General features: G+C 60.4%; 18 protein-coding genes. 9 read left to right on the top strand and 9 right to left on the bottom strand.

Annotation, left to right across the window (positions count from 1 at the left end):
- Positions 1-5 precede the first annotated feature (5 nt).
- A complete protein-coding gene (locus CFE47_RS14150) occupies positions 6-608 on the top strand; it encodes a glutathione S-transferase family protein (protein ID WP_286837880.1) in 603 nt (200 codons plus the stop codon).
- A gap of 125 nt (positions 609-733) precedes the next feature.
- Here CFE47_RS14150 and CFE47_RS14155 read toward each other — a convergent pair whose 3' ends face one another.
- Complete coding sequence (locus CFE47_RS14155; protein WP_286837882.1) at positions 734-1624, bottom strand: LysR family transcriptional regulator; 891 nt, start codon at positions 1622-1624, stop codon at positions 734-736.
- Positions 1625-1735: 111 nt separating this feature from the next.
- Between CFE47_RS14155 and CFE47_RS14160 the strand changes: the two genes are divergently transcribed.
- The 3 genes from CFE47_RS14160 to CFE47_RS14170 are packed head-to-tail and all read left to right on the top strand — an operon-like array spanning position 1736 to position 4669.
- The gene (locus CFE47_RS14160; RefSeq protein ID WP_185703783.1) at positions 1736-3028 is read left to right on the top strand and encodes a CitMHS family transporter; all 1293 of its coding nucleotides are present in this window, start codon (positions 1736-1738) and stop codon (positions 3026-3028) included.
- A 1-nt stretch (position 3029) separates the two neighbouring features.
- Complete coding sequence (locus CFE47_RS14165) at positions 3030-4355, top strand: acyclic terpene utilization AtuA family protein (RefSeq protein ID WP_286837884.1); 1326 nt, start codon at positions 3030-3032, stop codon at positions 4353-4355.
- Positions 4352-4669 carry an AtuA-related protein gene (locus CFE47_RS14170; protein WP_286837886.1) on the top strand — a complete coding sequence of 106 codons (318 nt, stop codon included), beginning with the start codon at positions 4352-4354 and terminating at the stop codon, positions 4667-4669. Before CFE47_RS14165 ends, CFE47_RS14170 begins: the two co-directional genes overlap by 4 nt.
- A 106-nt stretch (positions 4670-4775) precedes the next feature.
- Here CFE47_RS14170 and CFE47_RS14175 read toward each other — a convergent pair whose 3' ends face one another.
- From CFE47_RS14175 to CFE47_RS14195, 5 genes are all read right to left on the bottom strand, one after another.
- Entirely contained in the window at positions 4776-5147 is a 372-nt protein-coding gene (locus tag CFE47_RS14175; protein ID WP_286837888.1) for a glutathione S-transferase N-terminal domain-containing protein, read from the bottom strand.
- 101 nt (positions 5148-5248) lie between these two features.
- The gene (gene folE / locus CFE47_RS14180) at positions 5249-5794 is read right to left on the bottom strand and encodes a GTP cyclohydrolase I FolE (protein ID WP_003442011.1); all 546 of its coding nucleotides are present in this window, start codon (positions 5792-5794) and stop codon (positions 5249-5251) included.
- Between the two features lie 78 nt (positions 5795-5872).
- Positions 5873-6430, bottom strand: coding sequence for a Smr/MutS family protein (locus tag CFE47_RS14185; protein ID WP_286837890.1), 558 nt, complete (start codon positions 6428-6430; stop codon positions 5873-5875).
- 75 nt (positions 6431-6505) lie between these two features.
- Positions 6506-6826: a hypothetical protein gene (locus CFE47_RS14190; protein ID WP_286837892.1), complete on the bottom strand. Its 321-nt coding sequence runs from the start codon at positions 6824-6826 to the stop codon at positions 6506-6508.
- A gap of 142 nt (positions 6827-6968) precedes the next feature.
- Entirely contained in the window at positions 6969-7559 is a 591-nt protein-coding gene (locus tag CFE47_RS14195) for a cysteine hydrolase family protein (protein ID WP_185703793.1), read from the bottom strand.
- A 239-nt stretch (positions 7560-7798) separates the two neighbouring features.
- Here CFE47_RS14195 and prmB point away from each other — a divergent pair, with 239 nt between their 5' ends.
- Positions 7799-8707 (top strand): 50S ribosomal protein L3 N(5)-glutamine methyltransferase, encoded by a 909-nt coding sequence (gene prmB, locus CFE47_RS14200; protein ID WP_286837895.1) that lies wholly within the window; start codon positions 7799-7801, stop codon positions 8705-8707.
- 56 nt (positions 8708-8763) lie between these two features.
- Here prmB and CFE47_RS14205 read toward each other — a convergent pair whose 3' ends face one another.
- Both CFE47_RS14205 and CFE47_RS14210 read right to left on the bottom strand, forming a co-directional pair.
- Positions 8764-9570 carry a hypothetical protein gene (locus CFE47_RS14205; RefSeq protein WP_286837897.1) on the bottom strand — a complete coding sequence of 269 codons (807 nt, stop codon included), beginning with the start codon at positions 9568-9570 and terminating at the stop codon, positions 8764-8766.
- A gap of 99 nt (positions 9571-9669) precedes the next feature.
- On the bottom strand, positions 9670-10632 hold the full coding sequence (locus tag CFE47_RS14210; RefSeq protein ID WP_286837899.1) for an alpha/beta hydrolase: 963 nt from the start codon (positions 10630-10632) through the stop codon (positions 9670-9672).
- Positions 10633-10774: 142 nt separating this feature from the next.
- On the opposite strand from CFE47_RS14210, the gene aroC reads away from it, so the two are divergent.
- The 4 genes from aroC to CFE47_RS14230 all read left to right on the top strand — a co-directional run bounded on the left by aroC (position 10775) and on the right by CFE47_RS14230 (position 14093).
- Positions 10775-11866, top strand: coding sequence for a chorismate synthase (aroC, locus tag CFE47_RS14215; RefSeq protein ID WP_017735877.1), 1092 nt, complete (start codon positions 10775-10777; stop codon positions 11864-11866).
- Positions 11867-11921: 55 nt separating this feature from the next.
- Positions 11922-13085: an MFS transporter gene (locus tag CFE47_RS14220; RefSeq protein ID WP_286837901.1), complete on the top strand. Its 1164-nt coding sequence runs from the start codon at positions 11922-11924 to the stop codon at positions 13083-13085.
- Entirely contained in the window at positions 13082-13612 is a 531-nt protein-coding gene (locus tag CFE47_RS14225; protein WP_286837903.1) for a 1,2-dihydroxy-3-keto-5-methylthiopentene dioxygenase, read from the top strand. The genes CFE47_RS14220 and CFE47_RS14225 overlap by 4 nt, the downstream gene beginning before the upstream one ends.
- A gap of 211 nt (positions 13613-13823) precedes the next feature.
- Positions 13824-14093, top strand: coding sequence for a response regulator transcription factor (locus CFE47_RS14230; protein WP_286837904.1), 270 nt, complete (start codon positions 13824-13826; stop codon positions 14091-14093).
- A 59-nt stretch (positions 14094-14152) separates the two neighbouring features.
- On the opposite strand, the gene CFE47_RS14235 is transcribed toward CFE47_RS14230, so the two are convergent.
- Positions 14153-14431 carry a DUF3509 domain-containing protein gene (locus tag CFE47_RS14235; protein ID WP_003172952.1) on the bottom strand — a complete coding sequence of 93 codons (279 nt, stop codon included), beginning with the start codon at positions 14429-14431 and terminating at the stop codon, positions 14153-14155.
- Positions 14432-14603 lie beyond the last annotated feature (172 nt).

The raw sequence follows: 14603 nt of genomic DNA on the forward strand, positions 1-14603 counted from the left end.
GCACCATGTACAAGGTTTATGGCGATTACAAGTCGGGCAACTGCTACAAGGTCAAATTGATGCTCAACCTGCTGGGCATTCCCTATCAATGGATCGACGTGGATATCCTCAACGGCGACACCCAGACCGCCGAGTTCCTGGCCAAGAACCCCAACGGCAAGATCCCGGTACTGGAGCTGGAAGACGGCACCTGTCTGTGGGAGTCCAATGCGATCCTCAATTTCCTGGCCGATGGCAGCGAGTTCCTGCCCAGCGAGCCGCGTTTGCGCACCCAGGTGCTGCAATGGCAGTTCTTCGAGCAGTACAGCCATGAGCCGTACATTGCTGTGGCGCGGTTTATCCAGTTTTACCTGAACATGCCCGAAGACCGCCTGGAGGAATACAAGACCTGCCATAAGCGCGGCTACAAAGCGCTGAAGGTGATGGAACGCCAACTGCAGGCCACGCCGTACCTGGTGGGCGAGCAGTATTCGATTGCCGATATTGCGTTGTATGCCTATACGCATGTGGCGCATGAGGGTGGGTTTGATCTGGCGCCATACCCGGCGGTGCAGGCGTGGCTGGCGCGGGTAGCCAGCCATCCCAAGCATGTGCCGATGCTGGACTGATTCACTCGGTCGACATGTGGGAGCTGGCTTGCCTGCGATGCGGGCAACTCGGTCTGTCAGTTGTACCGAGGTGATGCCATCGCGGGCAAGCCCGGCTCCCACACAAGCCTGCTCTAACTTTAGCGCTATGTTGTGCCAGGTAATTTTTCACTGAGCAGATCGAAACAGCGCTGTGCCGCCGGGCTCAAGCTCGTCCCGCTACGGCTGATCAACCCGATCTCCCGGTTAACGCCGGGGTGATCGATGTTAATCCGCTTCAACCCCTCCAGGCTGTCCGCCGCCGACTCTGGCAATACGCTGATCCCCAGCCCCTGGCGCACCAACGCCAACACCGTCGACATGTAGTTGGCCTCCATCCCCGCATTCATCGTCAGTCGCGTTTCATCGAACAACGCATCCACCTGCTCACGCACGCTGCTGTCGCGCCCCGTTAGGATGATCGGCTGGTCCGCCAGTTGCTTCAGGGTCAATTGACGATGGCGAGTGAGGGGATGATCCAGTGGCAAAAAAGCACACAAGCGATCATTCAGCACCGGCACAAAGTCCAGCCCATGGCTGAGCCGTGCGCGCACGCCAATGCCGAAGTCCACGTCGCCGGAACGCACTTGGGCGTGAATGCGGTGCGCCACCAGGTCATGCAGGCGTACTTCGATCCCGGCGAAGTGCTCGCGAAACAGGCGCAGCACCGGTGGCAGAGAGCCGGCACACACCGAGGGCAGGGCGGCGATGGTCACTACGCCCCGGCGCAACGCGGCGAGGTCGCGGGAGCCGGTGACGATGTTGTCCAGGTCCAGCAGCAGTTTTTCCATGGGACCACGGGCATCCTGACCGGCGGCGGTAATGCTGACGTGGCGCGGACTGCGGTCGAGCAGGGCGACGCCGAGCCAGTCTTCCAGTTGCTGCACCTGCACCGTCAGCGCCGAGGGCGACAGATGCAGTTCATTGGCAGCCTTGGTGAAACTGCCGGTGCGGGCCACCGCGAGAAATGCCTGAATGTGCTGGATGCTGTTCTTCATTTTGTTTTTCCGAACGTGCTAGGCCGAATATTCCAATTTACAAAGACTAACCCGCTTCCAATACTCCAGGGAAAACAATAACCGGCCACAAAGGCCGCTCTGGAGTAACCCATGCTCGCAACCCTGGGTGTCATTACCATCCTGTGCCTGCTCGCTGCCGTCATGAGCAAACGCCTCTCGCCCCTGGTAGCCCTGATCGCCTTGCCGATCATCGCCGCGCTGCTCGGCGGTTTCGGCCTGCAAACCAGTGCCTTCATCATTACCGGTATCAAGAACGTTGCCCCTGTGGTGGGCATGTTTGTGTTTGCGATTCTGTTTTTCGGGATCATGACCGACGCTGGCATGCTCGACCCCATCATTGACCGCATCCTGCGTACGGTGGGGACGCGCCCTACACGAATTGTTGTCGGCACCGCGACCCTGGCGTTGCTGGTGCACCTGGACGGTTCCGGCGCAGTGACCTTTTTGGTGACGGTGCCGGCGATGCTGCCTCTGTACACGCGGCTCGGCATCGACAAACGCATCCTCGCCTGCGTGTGTGCGATGGCCGCCGGGGTGAATTTCCTGCCGTGGACCGGCCCGGTATTGCGCTCGTCGGCAGCCCTGCATGTGCCGGTGGCGGACCTGTTCCAGCCGTTGATCCCGGTGCAGATCGTCGGGCTGATCTTCGTGTTCGCTTGTGCCTGGTGGCTGGGCCGTCGCGAAGAAAAACGCCTGGGCCTGGGCGCCGGCTCCACGGTCGATGCCATGCCTCAGCGCGTGCTCAGTGACGACGACATCAAGCTGCGCCGCCCACGGTTGTTCTGGGTCAACCTGATTCTCACCGTGCTGGTGATGGTGGTGATGATTGCCGGCTGGGTCGATCCGGTGGTGATGTTCATGCTCGGTACCGTGGTGGCGCTGTGCATCAACTACCCGAACGTCGATGCTCAGCGCGCGCGCATCGACGCCCACGCGAAAACCGCCCTGACCATGGCCAGTATCCTGCTCGCCGCCGGTGTGTTCACCGGCATCATGCAGGGCACCGGCATGCTCAAGGCCATTGCCGAAGTGGCGGTGGCGCAGATTCCAGCGGGACACGGCAAGTTGATCCCGGCGGTGGTGGGCTTTATTTCCATGCCGTTGAGCATGTTGTTTGACCCTGACTCCTACTATTTCGGCGTGATGCCGGTGATCGCCGAAGTGGGCAAAGCCCTCGGCGTGGACCCGCTGCAAGTGGCCCAGGCCTCGTTGCTGGGCGTGCACACTACCGGCTTCCCGGTCAGCCCGCTGACCCCCGCTACCTTTCTGTTGGTGGGCCTGTGCAAGGTCGAATTGGCCGATCACCAGCGCTTCACCATTCCGTTTCTGTTTGCCGCGTCGGTGTTGATGACCCTGACTGCGTTGCTGCTGGGAGTGATTTGAGATGAAAACCTTGCGCATCGGTTCCGGCGCCGGCTATTCCGGCGACCGTATCGAACCTGCTGTGGAGTTGGCCGAACAGGGCGATTTGGATTACCTGGTGTTCGAATGCCTGGCTGAACGCACGATCGCCTTGGCGCAACAGGCGCGGATCAGCGATCCACAGGGGGGTTATGACCCGCTATTGAGTGAACGCATGCGCCGCGTACTGCCTTTTTTAGGCGCGAAGGGCGGGCGTCGTCGCTTGCGGGTGATCACCAATATGGGCGCGGCCAATCCGGTGTCGGCGGCAGATGAGGTGCGGCGTATTGCACTTGAGCTGGGCCTTGAGCTCAAGGTGGTCGCCGTGGTCGGCGATGACGTGCTCAATGTGCTGGCCCCCGAATTTCTGTTGGATAACGGCCAGACTGTCGGGTCGTTGGGCGAGCGGCTGATTTCTGCGAATGCCTATTTGGGCGTCGACGGCATCCTGGAAGCGTTGCGCGCTGATGCGGACGTGGTGATCACCGGGAGGGTGGCCGACCCGTCGCTATTCCTCGCGCCACAGATGTTTGAGTTCGGCTGGGCGGCGGACGATTGGCAGCGATTGGGGCGCGGTACGTTGGTGGGGCATTTGCTCGAATGCGCCGGGCAGGTCAGCGGCGGGTATTTTGCCGATCCTGGCTTCAAGGATGTGGATGACCTGGCGCGCCTGGGTTTCCCACTGGCCGAGATCGATGCAGACGGCGAAGCCGTGATCACCAAGGTGACGGGGTCGGGCGGCCGGGTAAGCCGTGCCACCTGCACTGAGCAGCTGATATACGAAGTGCATGACCCAGCGGCGTATCTGACGCCGGATGTCACGGCGGACTTCTCTCAAGTGGGTTTTGTCGAGGAGGGCATAGACCGCGTTCGAGCCGCAGGTGCCGGCGGCCGTTCCCGCCCCGAACAGCTGAAAGTCAGTGTCGGCTATCTGGACGGTTGGATTGGCGAGGGACAGATGTCCTACGGCGGCCCCGGTGCTGTCGCACGGGCGCAGCTGGCGCGGGATGTCGTCCTCAAACGCTTGGAGTTGATGGGCGTGAAAATGCAGGACGTGCGCGCCGAACTGATCGGCATGGACTCGCTCCACGGCCCTCGCAGCACTGTCGAACCCTGGGAAGTGCGCCTGCGTGTGGCGGCCCGTTGTGAAGATCGCAGTGAAGCGGTGCGCGTCGGCAACGAAGTCGAAACCCTCTACACCAACGGCCCATCCGGCGGCGGCGGTGCAAGCAAGAGTGTGCGGCAAGTGGTGGCGGTAGCGTCGCTGTTGTTGCCGCGCAATCAGGTCAACCCGAGGATCGAAGCATGAAGCTGCACACGCTGGCCCATTCCCGCACGGGGGATAAGGGCGACACGTCGAACATTTCGATCATTGCGTATCGGGCCGAGGATTATTCGTTGCTGTGTGAACAGCTGACGGCTGAGCGGGTGGCTGAGTACTTTGTCGGTTTGCTGGAAGCGGGGGCAAAGGTGCGGCGCTATGAGTTGCCGAATGTGCAGGCGCTGAACTTTGTATTGCCGGGGATCTTGCGCGGCGGCGTCACACGCTCGCTGGCGCTGGATGCCCATGGCAAATGCCTGGGTTCGGCGCTGCTCGACATTGATTTGCCAATACAAAACTAAATGTGGGAGCGGGCTTGCCTGCGATGGCGGTGAATCAGCTTGCATTTCTGCTACTGATACACCGCCATCGCAGGCAAGCCAGCTCCCACAGTGACAGCGGTGCTTGTTAGATGGCAGCAAACCGCGTATCCAGGTAATCAATGATCACTTTGGAGTCGTACATCCAAGTGACCTGGCCATTCTCTTCAATGCGCAAGCACGGCACTTTGATCTTGCCACCTTGTTCCAGCAGGGTCTGGCGGTCCTGTTCGTTGTTCTTTGCGTCCTTCAACGCCACCGGCACATTCAGGCGGTGCAGGGTGCGGCGGGTCTTCACGCAAAACGGGCAGGCGTGGAACTGATACAGCGTCAATTCCTTGGCCGCCGCATTCACCTGTGCCTGTTGCTCGGCAGGGCGCTGCTTTTTGCGTGGGCGGGTCAGGAAATCGCCCGCTATGATGACGTGGCCGAGGCCCACTCGAAGTGCTTTGACGAACATGGCTGAAACCTCTTGCCCATGAAGAAGGGGCCGCAGCTTACAGGAATTCTGCAGGCGAAAAAAAACCGGCGATGAACGCCGGCCTTTTCCTGCGCAGCCCGTTACTTGATCAGGCTGAGGAATTCGCTGCGGGTTGCCGCGTTTTCGCGGAACTCACCCAACATCACCGAGGTGATCATCGACGAATTCTGTTTCTCCACACCGCGCATCATCATGCACATGTGCTTGGCCTCGATCACGACCGCCACGCCCAGGGCGCCGGTCACTTGCATCACCGCATCGGCGATCTGACGGCTGAGGTTTTCCTGGATCTGCAGGCGGCGCGCGTACATATCGACAATCCGCGCGACCTTGGACAGGCCCAGCACTTTGCCGCTTGGGATGTACGCAACGTGGGCCTTGCCGATGAACGGCAGCAGGTGGTGTTCGCACAGCGAGTACAACTCGATGTCCTTGACCAGCACCATTTCGCTGTTGTCGGAGCTGAACAAGGCACCGTTGGTGACTTCTTCCAGTGTCTGTTCATAACCGCGGCAGAGGTACTGCATCGCCTTGGCGGCACGTTTTGGCGTGTCGAGCAGACCCTCGCGGGAAACGTCCTCGCCGAGCTGGCCGAGGATCGCGGTGTAATTCTGTTCCAGGGACATGAAACTACCTGTGGGATTTTCGCAAAGCGCAAGGTTACGGTGGCCGGCACATCGCTGCAAGCCTGACGATGGCACTTGTTACTCGTCGCGCCCTTCCATCATGGTGCGCTTGAGCATCACATACACCGCACCCGCGCCGCCGTGGCGGGCCTGGCACGAGGTAAAACCCAGTACCTGGGCATGCTGGCGCAGCCAAGTGTTGACGTGACTCTTGATCATTGGGCGTTTGCCGTCCAGCCGCACAGCCTTGCCGTGGGTGACGCGCACGCAGCGGATTTCGAACTTGGTCGCTTCGGCGAGAAAAGCCCGCAGGGTTTCGCGGGCTTTTTCCACGGTCATGCCGTGCAGGTCGAGGCTGCCTTCGAACGGGATCTGGCCGACCTTGAGCTTGCGCATCTGGCTTTCCTGCACGCCGTCGCGGGCCCACATCAACTCGTCTTCGGGGCCGACGTCGATCACGAACTGGTCCGACAGGCCATCCACAGTGGTGGCGTCTGTGCGCACGGTAGCAGCCTGGCGCAGCTTGGCGATCTGCGCCCGGTCGGCCTTGGGTTTGCCGGTATCGGCGCGGTCGTGCTTGATCGGCTTGACGCCGCGCAGCTCGTTTTTGAACAGGGAAAAATCGTCGTCTTGCATGTCAGCCTCCGCGAAGGGCGGGCAGTTTACCTAAATCGCGGCGGCCAGGGCGCAGGAAACGCTATCCAAGCGCCATCAGTCGTGCTTTTTCATCAGGTGAGAGGCGATGTTCAGTGACAGGGGTTGGCGCATTTTCCGACGGCTGCGCCGCCACAACCACACGCCCAGCCACAGCACCAGCAGCCCGATCCCCAACAGGATCGCCGAGCCGCCAGGGCTGGCATTCAGTTCGCCAAGCGCGGGCGAATGGCCCAGCAAACCGGCACCACCAGCGCCGACCATCAACACACCAACAATCGCCAGCAGCGCGGCAAAGCCGGCTACCAAGCGCAGACGCCAGTTGCTTGGGCCCTTGGGGCGCAAGCGACGAGCATCAAAACCATCGGATATCTTCATTCCGACCTTTCCTCCAGGGTATCGGCCCTTCGACCGGACAATACACAGGTTGTTCCGGGAGCAGAGGTAAATGCGCCAAATGAAAGGGCTTTGCGGATGAGCGGGGCAATAAACACTGCCGCGCCGCTCATCAGAAGGGCGATCAGATCAGATCTTTGGTCAGCGCCAAGGTGGCGAAGTTGTCAGCCATGATGGCCATTTCGGTCTGTTGCACATGTTCAGCGCTCAGGATGCCGCCCTTGTAAGGCAAGTCACGGGTGGCGCAGGCGTCTTCCACCAAGGTGCAGCGAAAGCCCAGGTTCTTGGCGGCACGCACGGTGGTGCTGACGCTGGAGTGGCTCATGAAGCCGCAGACGATCAGGTCCAGCGAGCCGAGGTCCTGCAAGTGTTTCTCCAGGCCGGTGCCGTGGAACGCGCTGGGCAGCAGCTTGCCGATGATGGTTTCGTCAGCCATGGGCTCCAGGCCGGGAATGAATTCGCCGCGCTCGCCTTGGGGGTCGAATAGGCCACCGACGGTACCGAGGTGACGCACATGCACAATCGGGCGCCCGGCGTTGCGCGCTGATGACACAAGCTGCTTGATATTGCTGACTGCTGCGTCCATGCCCGAAAGGGCGAGCGGGCCGCTGAGGTATTCCTTCTGGGCGTCGATGATCACGAGGGTCGCATGGCTGAGGTTGGCTGCTGCGTAACCGCGACCGCTGAGTTGAAACATCGTCTTTGGAACGGACATTCTGGGGCTCCTGTGAGGGGGGCTTTTGTGACATTGTCCACTGGCTGAGCGGTTCTGTGAATCGCTACCATCGTAAGGTACGCCGTTGTTGACGTGCAGCGATGTCAAGAGGAGGGCCTGTTTAACACAATGATGGCAAATTGGATGAAATCCGACGTGCGGCGGCCGATTTTCGTACATCGTCGGTACAGGCGAAGGCTGTTAGAATCGCCAGTCGTTTTTTCCAGGAGTCTGCCCCCGTGATCACTTCCCGCCTGCGCACCTTGCGCGACCACATCCGTTGGGCTGTCAGCCGTTTCCATGGGGAAGACCTGTTTTTTGGCCATGGTACCGACAATGCCTGGGACGAAGCGCGCCAATTGGTGCTCGGTGCCTTGCATCTGCCGTGGGAAATCGCCGACAGCTACCTGGACTGCAACCTGGAAGAAGAAGAGATCTCCCATGTGCAGCGCTTGCTGCATCGCCGCATCCACGAGCGTGTACCCACCGCGTACCTGCTGGGTGAGGCTTGGTTCTGCGGCATGTCGTTCATTGTCGATGAGCGCGTGTTGATCCCGCGTTCACCCATTGGCGAACTGATCGAAAACCGCTTCGAACCCTGGCTGGCCCAACCGCCGGCACGCATTCTCGACCTGTGCACCGGCTCTGGCTGCATCGGTATTGCCTGCGCCTACGAGTTCCAGGACGCCGAAGTGGTGCTGGGCGACCTGTCGTTCGAAGCGCTGGAAGTGGCCAACCAGAACATCGAGCGACATGGCGTCGACGAGCGCGTGTACACCGTGCAGGGCGACGGCTTCGATGGTCTGCCGGGCCAGCGTTTCGACCTTATTGTGTCCAACCCGCCGTATGTGGACGCCGAAGACTTCGCCGACATGCCCGACGAATACCAGCACGAACCTGAGCTGGGCCTGGCCTGCGGCGATGACGGCTTGAACTTGGTGCGACGTATGTTGGCTGAGGCTGCGGACCATTTGACCGAGAAGGGCTTGCTGATTGTTGAAGTGGGCAACAGCCAGGTTCACGTCGAGTCACTGTACCCGGAAGTGGATTTTGCCTGGCTGGACTTCCAGCGCGGTGGGCATGGGGTGTTCATGCTGACAGCGGAACAGTGCCGCCAGCATCAGGCTGTCTTCGCTGCTCGGGTCTAACAGTTCATCCGCGGTCAATGTGGGAGCAGGCAAGCCAGCTCCCACATTTCAATCCATTAGCGGTGCGTGGCAATCCAGATCAACAACCCCGCCTGAAATACCGTAAACGCCACCAGGCAAGTGATGGTAAAACGCAGCCCGCTGTCCTCACGCTTGAACTTGGTGACCTTTTCCTCTTCCTTGCGCAGCTTCACTTCATGCTCCGCCAAGTTCTGCTCGGCCTGTTGCAGCATTTGCGCGGCTTCCAGAATCTCGACGAACTGCACCTTCTCGGTGTTCCAGCTGTCGAGCACATCACTGACCTTGCCTGGTTGCACATTGCCCTTCAGGTGCTGTACGTCAGCGTAGGCCACATCAAAGCCCTGGATGCGCAAGAAGTGATCACGGCGTAGGCGTGTGGCTTCGTTCAGCGCGTCCTTGTTAGCCAGGTCGACGCCGTCGACACGGTAGTGCGACCACTTCTTTTTCGCCCACGCGGCGCCTTGCGCCACGAGAAAGCGGCCGATGCCTCGGTTGGCAGGCTCGATTTCCAGGCTGACGCCCGGCCCAAAATGCACGCGGTGCGCATCATGGTCGACCCAGATATCCAAGTGATTCTGCTCGCGTCGCACCCGTTGGCCCGGCAGCTGAATGACCATGCGCAGCAGGCTGTGGTGTTTGTCGTTGCGCTCGGCATAGCCAAACTGCACGAACCGCAGCGGCCGCACGCCGGTGGCACGGTCAGTGGCCAACGGCGCCAGGCGCAGCATCTTGAAATGCTCGGCCTGGACATCCGCCCACGGCAGGGGCGCCGCGTCGACGGCCTCGGTTTTTTCAGCCGGGGTTTCGGCGGTGGGTTCCGGTGTTGCTTCAGTGGTTGTCATGCGGCGCGATCCTGTCCAAGCCCTGCAAGTCGACAGTCTTTTTACTGTCGACTCTGGGCTTATCGGCCGGTTTCTCTAGGACTGGAGCTAAATTGTCGCTTAACGGGGTTGAAGTCCGTCGATAAAGCGTACCAGGCGCTCGCCCAGCTCGGCGGCGAGCGGCAGTTGCGGGTCGTTGTAGGACGCCAACTGTTGTTTCACATCGTTAGGGACGATACGCATCACGTGGTTCATGCCTTCGATCACTGCCAAGTGGGCATCGGGCTTGGCCATTTTCAGTTGGCGAGCATCGCCCACCCCGACCTGAATATCGTTGGTGCCCTGGACGATCAGCGCGGGCATACGCAGCTTGGCGAAGGCGGCTGACGGATCTGCACGAAACAGGCTGATCAGATACGGCTGCACGCTCGGTCGGAAAATGCCCTCCAGCGGGCCAGGCACATCCGCATCCACTTGGCCGGCCTTGAGGCGATCGAGGATTTGATTGCTGCGCAGCAGCAGAGCAGGGGGCAAGTGGTCAGCCAGTTGCTGGCGGATCACCTCGTCCACCGGGCGGGCGCTGCCGGACAAGGAAATCACGCCGGCAGGCTCCAGCTGTGGCGCCGCGAGGGCGGCAACCAAGGCGCCTTCACTGTGACCGAGCACGATCAGCGGCCCCATGCGTTTATCGGATTTGAGCAGCTTGCCCCAGGCCACGGCGTCAGCCACGTAGGCGTCGAGCGTCAGGTTGCGTTCGTCGGGGGTGGCCGCCAGGCTGGCGGCGACGCCGCGCTTGTCGTAGCGCACGCTGGCGATGTTATGCCGGGCCAGCACCCAGGCCAGGCGCTTGAGGCTGTCGTTGCGCGCACCGTCGGCGCTGTTGCCGTTGCGGTCGGTGGGGCCTGAGCCGGCGATGATCAGCACGACCGGCACCGGTTTGTCGGATTGCGGCAGTAGCAACGAGCCAAACAACGTGCCGCTGCCGGTGTCCAGGCTGATAGGGCGCTGCAGCACGACGGGGGATGCGGCCTGGGCCATGGCGGTAAACAAGGTAAGGGTAAACAGTAAAACTCGCAGCATCATCGCGCCATCATTCGGGAGGTGTCGGTTGGACCAATGTCTAACGGTAAGGTTTCGAGGATGAACTAGTCGGTTGGCCCGCGTATACTGGCGCGCTTGGTTATCACCTCTGAGTGATTACAACTGATTTCACGGAGCGCCCTGCATGTCCGGCAATACCTTCGGCAAGCTGTTCACTGTCACCACCGCGGGCGAAAGCCATGGTCCGGCGTTGGTCGCCATTGTCGACGGCTGCCCGCCTGGCCTCGAGCTGTCCCTGGAAGACCTGCAGCGTGACCTCGACCGCCGCAAGCCCGGCACCAGCCGCCACACTACCCAGCGCCAGGAGCCCGACGAAGTCGAGATCCTCTCCGGCGTATTCGAAGGCCGCACCACCGGTTGCGCCATCGGCCTGTTGATCCGCAACACCGACCAGAAGTCCAAGGACTACTCGGCGATCAAGGATCTGTTCCGCCCGGCCCACGCCGACTACACCTACCACCACAAATACGGTGAACGCGACTACCGTGGCGGTGGCCGCAGCTCGGCCCGCGAAACCGCAATGCGCGTGGCCGCCGGTGCTATCGCCAAGAAATACCTGGCTACCCAGGGCATCGTGATCCGTGGCTACATGAGCCAATTGGGTCCCATCGAAATCCCGTTCAAGACCTGGGACAGCGTGGAAGACAACGCCTTCTTCAGCCCTGACCCGGACAAGGTGCCTGAACTGGAAGCCTACATGGACCAGTTGCGTCGTGATCAAGACTCCGTCGGCGCCAAGATCACCGTGGTCGCCGAAGGCGTGAAACCAGGCCTGGGCGAGCCGATCTTCGACCGCCTGGACGCCGAATTGGCCCACGCCTTGATGAGCATCAACGCGGTCAAGGGCGTTGAGATCGGCGCTGGGTTCGCCTGTGTGTCCCAACGCGGCACCGAGCACCGTGACGAACTGACGCCGGAAGGTTTCCTCAGCAACAATGCGGGCGGCATCCTCGGCGGGATTTCTTCCGGTCAGCCGATTGTTGCGCACCTGGCGCTCAAGGCCACGTCCAGCATCACCACGCCGGGCCGTTCGATTGATGTGCATGGCAACCCGGTGGACGTGATCACCAAGGGCCGCCACGACCCTTGCGTCGGCATCCGCGCCACGCCGATTGCCGAGGCAATGATGGCCATCGTGTTGATGGACCACCTGCTGCGCAATCGCGGGCAAAACGCCGACGTTCGCGTGACGACCCCGGTACTGGGCCAACTGTGACTTTCTGGGGCGGGCGGGTTTGTTGCTCGCGCTGGGCTGCAAAGCAGCCCCCCGCATGACCCCCGATCTCCCCTACTGGCGCCTCTCCAGCTTCTACCTCTTCTACTTCGCCCTGCTCGGGGCGACGGCGCCGTTCCTGGCGCTGTACTTCGACCACTTGGGATTCTCCAGTGCGCGTATCGGCGAGCTGGTGGCCATCCCCATGCTGATGCGTTGCGTGGCCCCCAACCTGTGGGGCTGGCTGGGCGATTACACCGGTCGGCGACTGGCCATCGTGCGGTTTGGCGCCGTGTGCACCCTGATGAGTTTTGCGCTGATCTTCGTCAGCAAAACCTACGCCTGGCTGGCATTGGTGATGGCCTTGCATGCGTTCTTCTGGCATGCGGTGCTGCCGCAATTTGAAGTGATCACCCTGGCGCACCTGCAAAAGCAGACGTCGCGCTACAGCCAGATCCGCCTGTGGGGCTCCATCGGCTTTATCCTCACGGTGGTGATCATGGGCCGCCTGTTCGATTGGCTGAGCCTGGATATTTACCCGGTGGTGGTCGTGGTGATCATGGCGGGCATCATCGGTGCCAGCCTGTGGGTGCCGAACGCGCAGCCCGTTAGCCATGGCAATCGCCTGGCCGGTGGAGGCTTTCTCAAGCAACTGCGCAGCCCCGGAGTCTTGGCGTTTTATGCCTGCGTGGCGTTGATGCAAATGAGCCATGGCCCGTATTACACCTTCCTGACGTTGCACCTCGAGCATTTGGGCTACAGCCGTGGCGTGATCGGCATGCTGTGGGCCTTGGGCGTGGTGGCCGAAGTGCTGATGTTCCTGGGCATGAGCCGCATCCTCACGCGCTTTTCGGTGCGCCGGGTGCTGCTGGCCAGTTTTCTGTTGGCGGCGTTGCGTTGGCTGTTGCTGGGTGCATTCGCAGATTTACTCTGGGTGCTGTTGCTGGCGCAAGTGCTGCACGCGGCCACCTTCGCCAGCTTTCATGCCGCAGCGATTGCCTTTGTGCAACGCAGTTTTGGCGCGAAACAACAAGGCCAGGGCCAGGCGCTCTATGCTGCCCTGGCCGGTACCGGCGGCGCGTTGGGCGCGCTGTACTCGGGTTACAGTTGGAACCTGTTGGGGCCGACCCTGACGTTCAGCATCGCCAGCGTCGCGGCCCTGGCCGCCGCCGTTATCATCGGTTTTCGATTGCAAGAGCAGAACCAAGGAACCCCTCAATGAGTTATGTCGCCGTCTACTCCGTCGCTACACCGGATACCCCGAACAAGGTCCTGACCCATTTCGACGATATCGTTTCGACTCTGGCCGAGCACGGCGTACGTTTTGAACGCTGGCAGCCGAGCCCGATCGAGAAGGGCGCCAGCGATGAACAAATGATTGCCGCTTACCAGGCGCAGATCGACGCGCTTGGCTATAAAGCCGTGGACGTGCTCCGTGTCACCAGTGATCAGTCGCAGCATGCTGAACTGCGCGCACAATACTTGGATGAGCGTCGCTACCATTCGGACGAAGTCCGGTTTTTCATCGCGGGCCAAGGCCTTTTCAGCCTGCATATCGGCGACTACGTGTATGCCGTGCGGTGTGAGAAAAATGACCTGCTGGTAGTCCCGGCAGGTATCGCACATTGGTTTGATATGGGCGAGAACCCACATTTCGTCGCGTTGCGTCTATTCAATCCGGAGCAAGAGCAGGTGCCTGTGTTTACGGGCGACGACAGTGCTCGGAATTTTCCGGGACTGGATGACTAATTGCGACGTATCCAAAACTTCAACCCCTGTATGTTTGAAGTTGCTGTGGGAAGAAACTTAAAGTTCTGTAGGGTGCGGCTGTTTATTAACAGCCCTGCGCCTTAGTTCCATTTGTTATGTAACTCTCTGCGGCATCAACGTTTATATCACCTGTCAATAGGAGGAATCCGAAGGGTGATAGGGCGCTAGCCAGTAAGAAGGAGAGAATGTAATGAAAGGCCCCAAGGAATCGGTTCTTCCACTTTATTCCGTGCCCAATGCGCTCAGGCGCCGCCTGAGCTTGTCGGGCAAGCCCTTGACCCCATCGGAGCTGGAGATACTCCGCTGGGCCGTAGAGGGCAAGACCGTTTGGGAAATCAGCCAGATTCGAGCGACGTCACAAGCCACGGTGAAATTCCATCTGCGCAATATCTACGGCAAATTGGAAGTTTCCAACCGCGTACAGGCAATGAACGAAGCGGCGCGACAAGGACTGTGTTGAGCCCACGAAAAAGGGCCGCGATGCTCAATAGCGTCGCGGCCCTTTTTCACGTCTTGCGTTTAAGCCGAATGATAGGTCGGCAGGGCAAAGCGGTTCTGGCTTTGCAGCATCGAAATCTGTGGCAGCTCGCTGGCTTGTTCGGCCAGATCACGGCGAATGGCGCTGATGACCCAGGTCAGTTGGTCAGCGGTGTGCAGTTGCTGGTACGAGATGGAACGCTTGACCTGTTTGCCTTCGCTGTTGCGCAGGGTCAACAGGATGCCGCCGTCTGGACGTGGCTGGGTGGTGACGTCGTAGTTGGAAAATACAGAAGCGAATTTATCTTGGATCAGGCTCATGTCTATCAGCTCCGTTGGCTCAAGTTGGCAAGCATGGAGTGATAGGTGCAGTGATTGTGCCAGCTATTGTTTTATAGAAAAATCGTTATAAATCAGCAGGTTGAAAAAATAACACATTTTCGGTTTCGTGCAATTTGCATGAATGGCCATCATGCATCCTGCATTTTGCGCT

This window comes from Pseudomonas sp. PGPPP1, from assembly GCF_002255865.1.
Taxonomy (GTDB): Bacteria; Pseudomonadota; Gammaproteobacteria; order Pseudomonadales; family Pseudomonadaceae; genus Aquipseudomonas; species Aquipseudomonas cremoris.

Excerpts from the sequence above, each read along its gene's own strand:
- CFE47_RS14150 (WP_286837880.1), top strand. The coding sequence starts at position 6 with ATGTACAAGGTTTATGGCGATTACAAGTCGGGCAACTGCTACAAGGTC.
- CFE47_RS14155 (WP_286837882.1), bottom strand. The coding sequence starts at position 1,624 with ATGAAGAACAGCATCCAGCACATTCAGGCATTTCTCGCGGTGGCCCGC.
- CFE47_RS14160 (WP_185703783.1), top strand. The coding sequence starts at position 1,736 with ATGCTCGCAACCCTGGGTGTCATTACCATCCTGTGCCTGCTCGCTGCC.
- CFE47_RS14165 (WP_286837884.1), top strand. The coding sequence starts at position 3,030 with ATGAAAACCTTGCGCATCGGTTCCGGCGCCGGCTATTCCGGCGACCGT.
- CFE47_RS14170 (WP_286837886.1), top strand. The coding sequence starts at position 4,352 with ATGAAGCTGCACACGCTGGCCCATTCCCGCACGGGGGATAAGGGCGAC.
- CFE47_RS14175 (WP_286837888.1), bottom strand. The coding sequence starts at position 5,147 with ATGTTCGTCAAAGCACTTCGAGTGGGCCTCGGCCACGTCATCATAGCG.
- folE (WP_003442011.1), bottom strand. The coding sequence starts at position 5,794 with ATGTCCCTGGAACAGAATTACACCGCGATCCTCGGCCAGCTCGGCGAG.
- CFE47_RS14185 (WP_286837890.1), bottom strand. The coding sequence starts at position 6,430 with ATGCAAGACGACGATTTTTCCCTGTTCAAAAACGAGCTGCGCGGCGTC.
- CFE47_RS14190 (WP_286837892.1), bottom strand. The coding sequence starts at position 6,826 with ATGAAGATATCCGATGGTTTTGATGCTCGTCGCTTGCGCCCCAAGGGC.
- CFE47_RS14195 (WP_185703793.1), bottom strand. The coding sequence starts at position 7,559 with ATGTCCGTTCCAAAGACGATGTTTCAACTCAGCGGTCGCGGTTACGCA.
- CFE47_RS14205 (WP_286837897.1), bottom strand. The coding sequence starts at position 9,570 with ATGACAACCACTGAAGCAACACCGGAACCCACCGCCGAAACCCCGGCT.
- CFE47_RS14210 (WP_286837899.1), bottom strand. The coding sequence starts at position 10,632 with ATGATGCTGCGAGTTTTACTGTTTACCCTTACCTTGTTTACCGCCATG.
- aroC (WP_017735877.1), top strand. The coding sequence starts at position 10,775 with ATGTCCGGCAATACCTTCGGCAAGCTGTTCACTGTCACCACCGCGGGC.
- CFE47_RS14220 (WP_286837901.1), top strand. The coding sequence starts at position 11,922 with ATGACCCCCGATCTCCCCTACTGGCGCCTCTCCAGCTTCTACCTCTTC.
- CFE47_RS14225 (WP_286837903.1), top strand. The coding sequence starts at position 13,082 with ATGAGTTATGTCGCCGTCTACTCCGTCGCTACACCGGATACCCCGAAC.
- CFE47_RS14230 (WP_286837904.1), top strand. The coding sequence starts at position 13,824 with ATGAAAGGCCCCAAGGAATCGGTTCTTCCACTTTATTCCGTGCCCAAT.
- CFE47_RS14235 (WP_003172952.1), bottom strand. The coding sequence starts at position 14,431 with ATGAGCCTGATCCAAGATAAATTCGCTTCTGTATTTTCCAACTACGAC.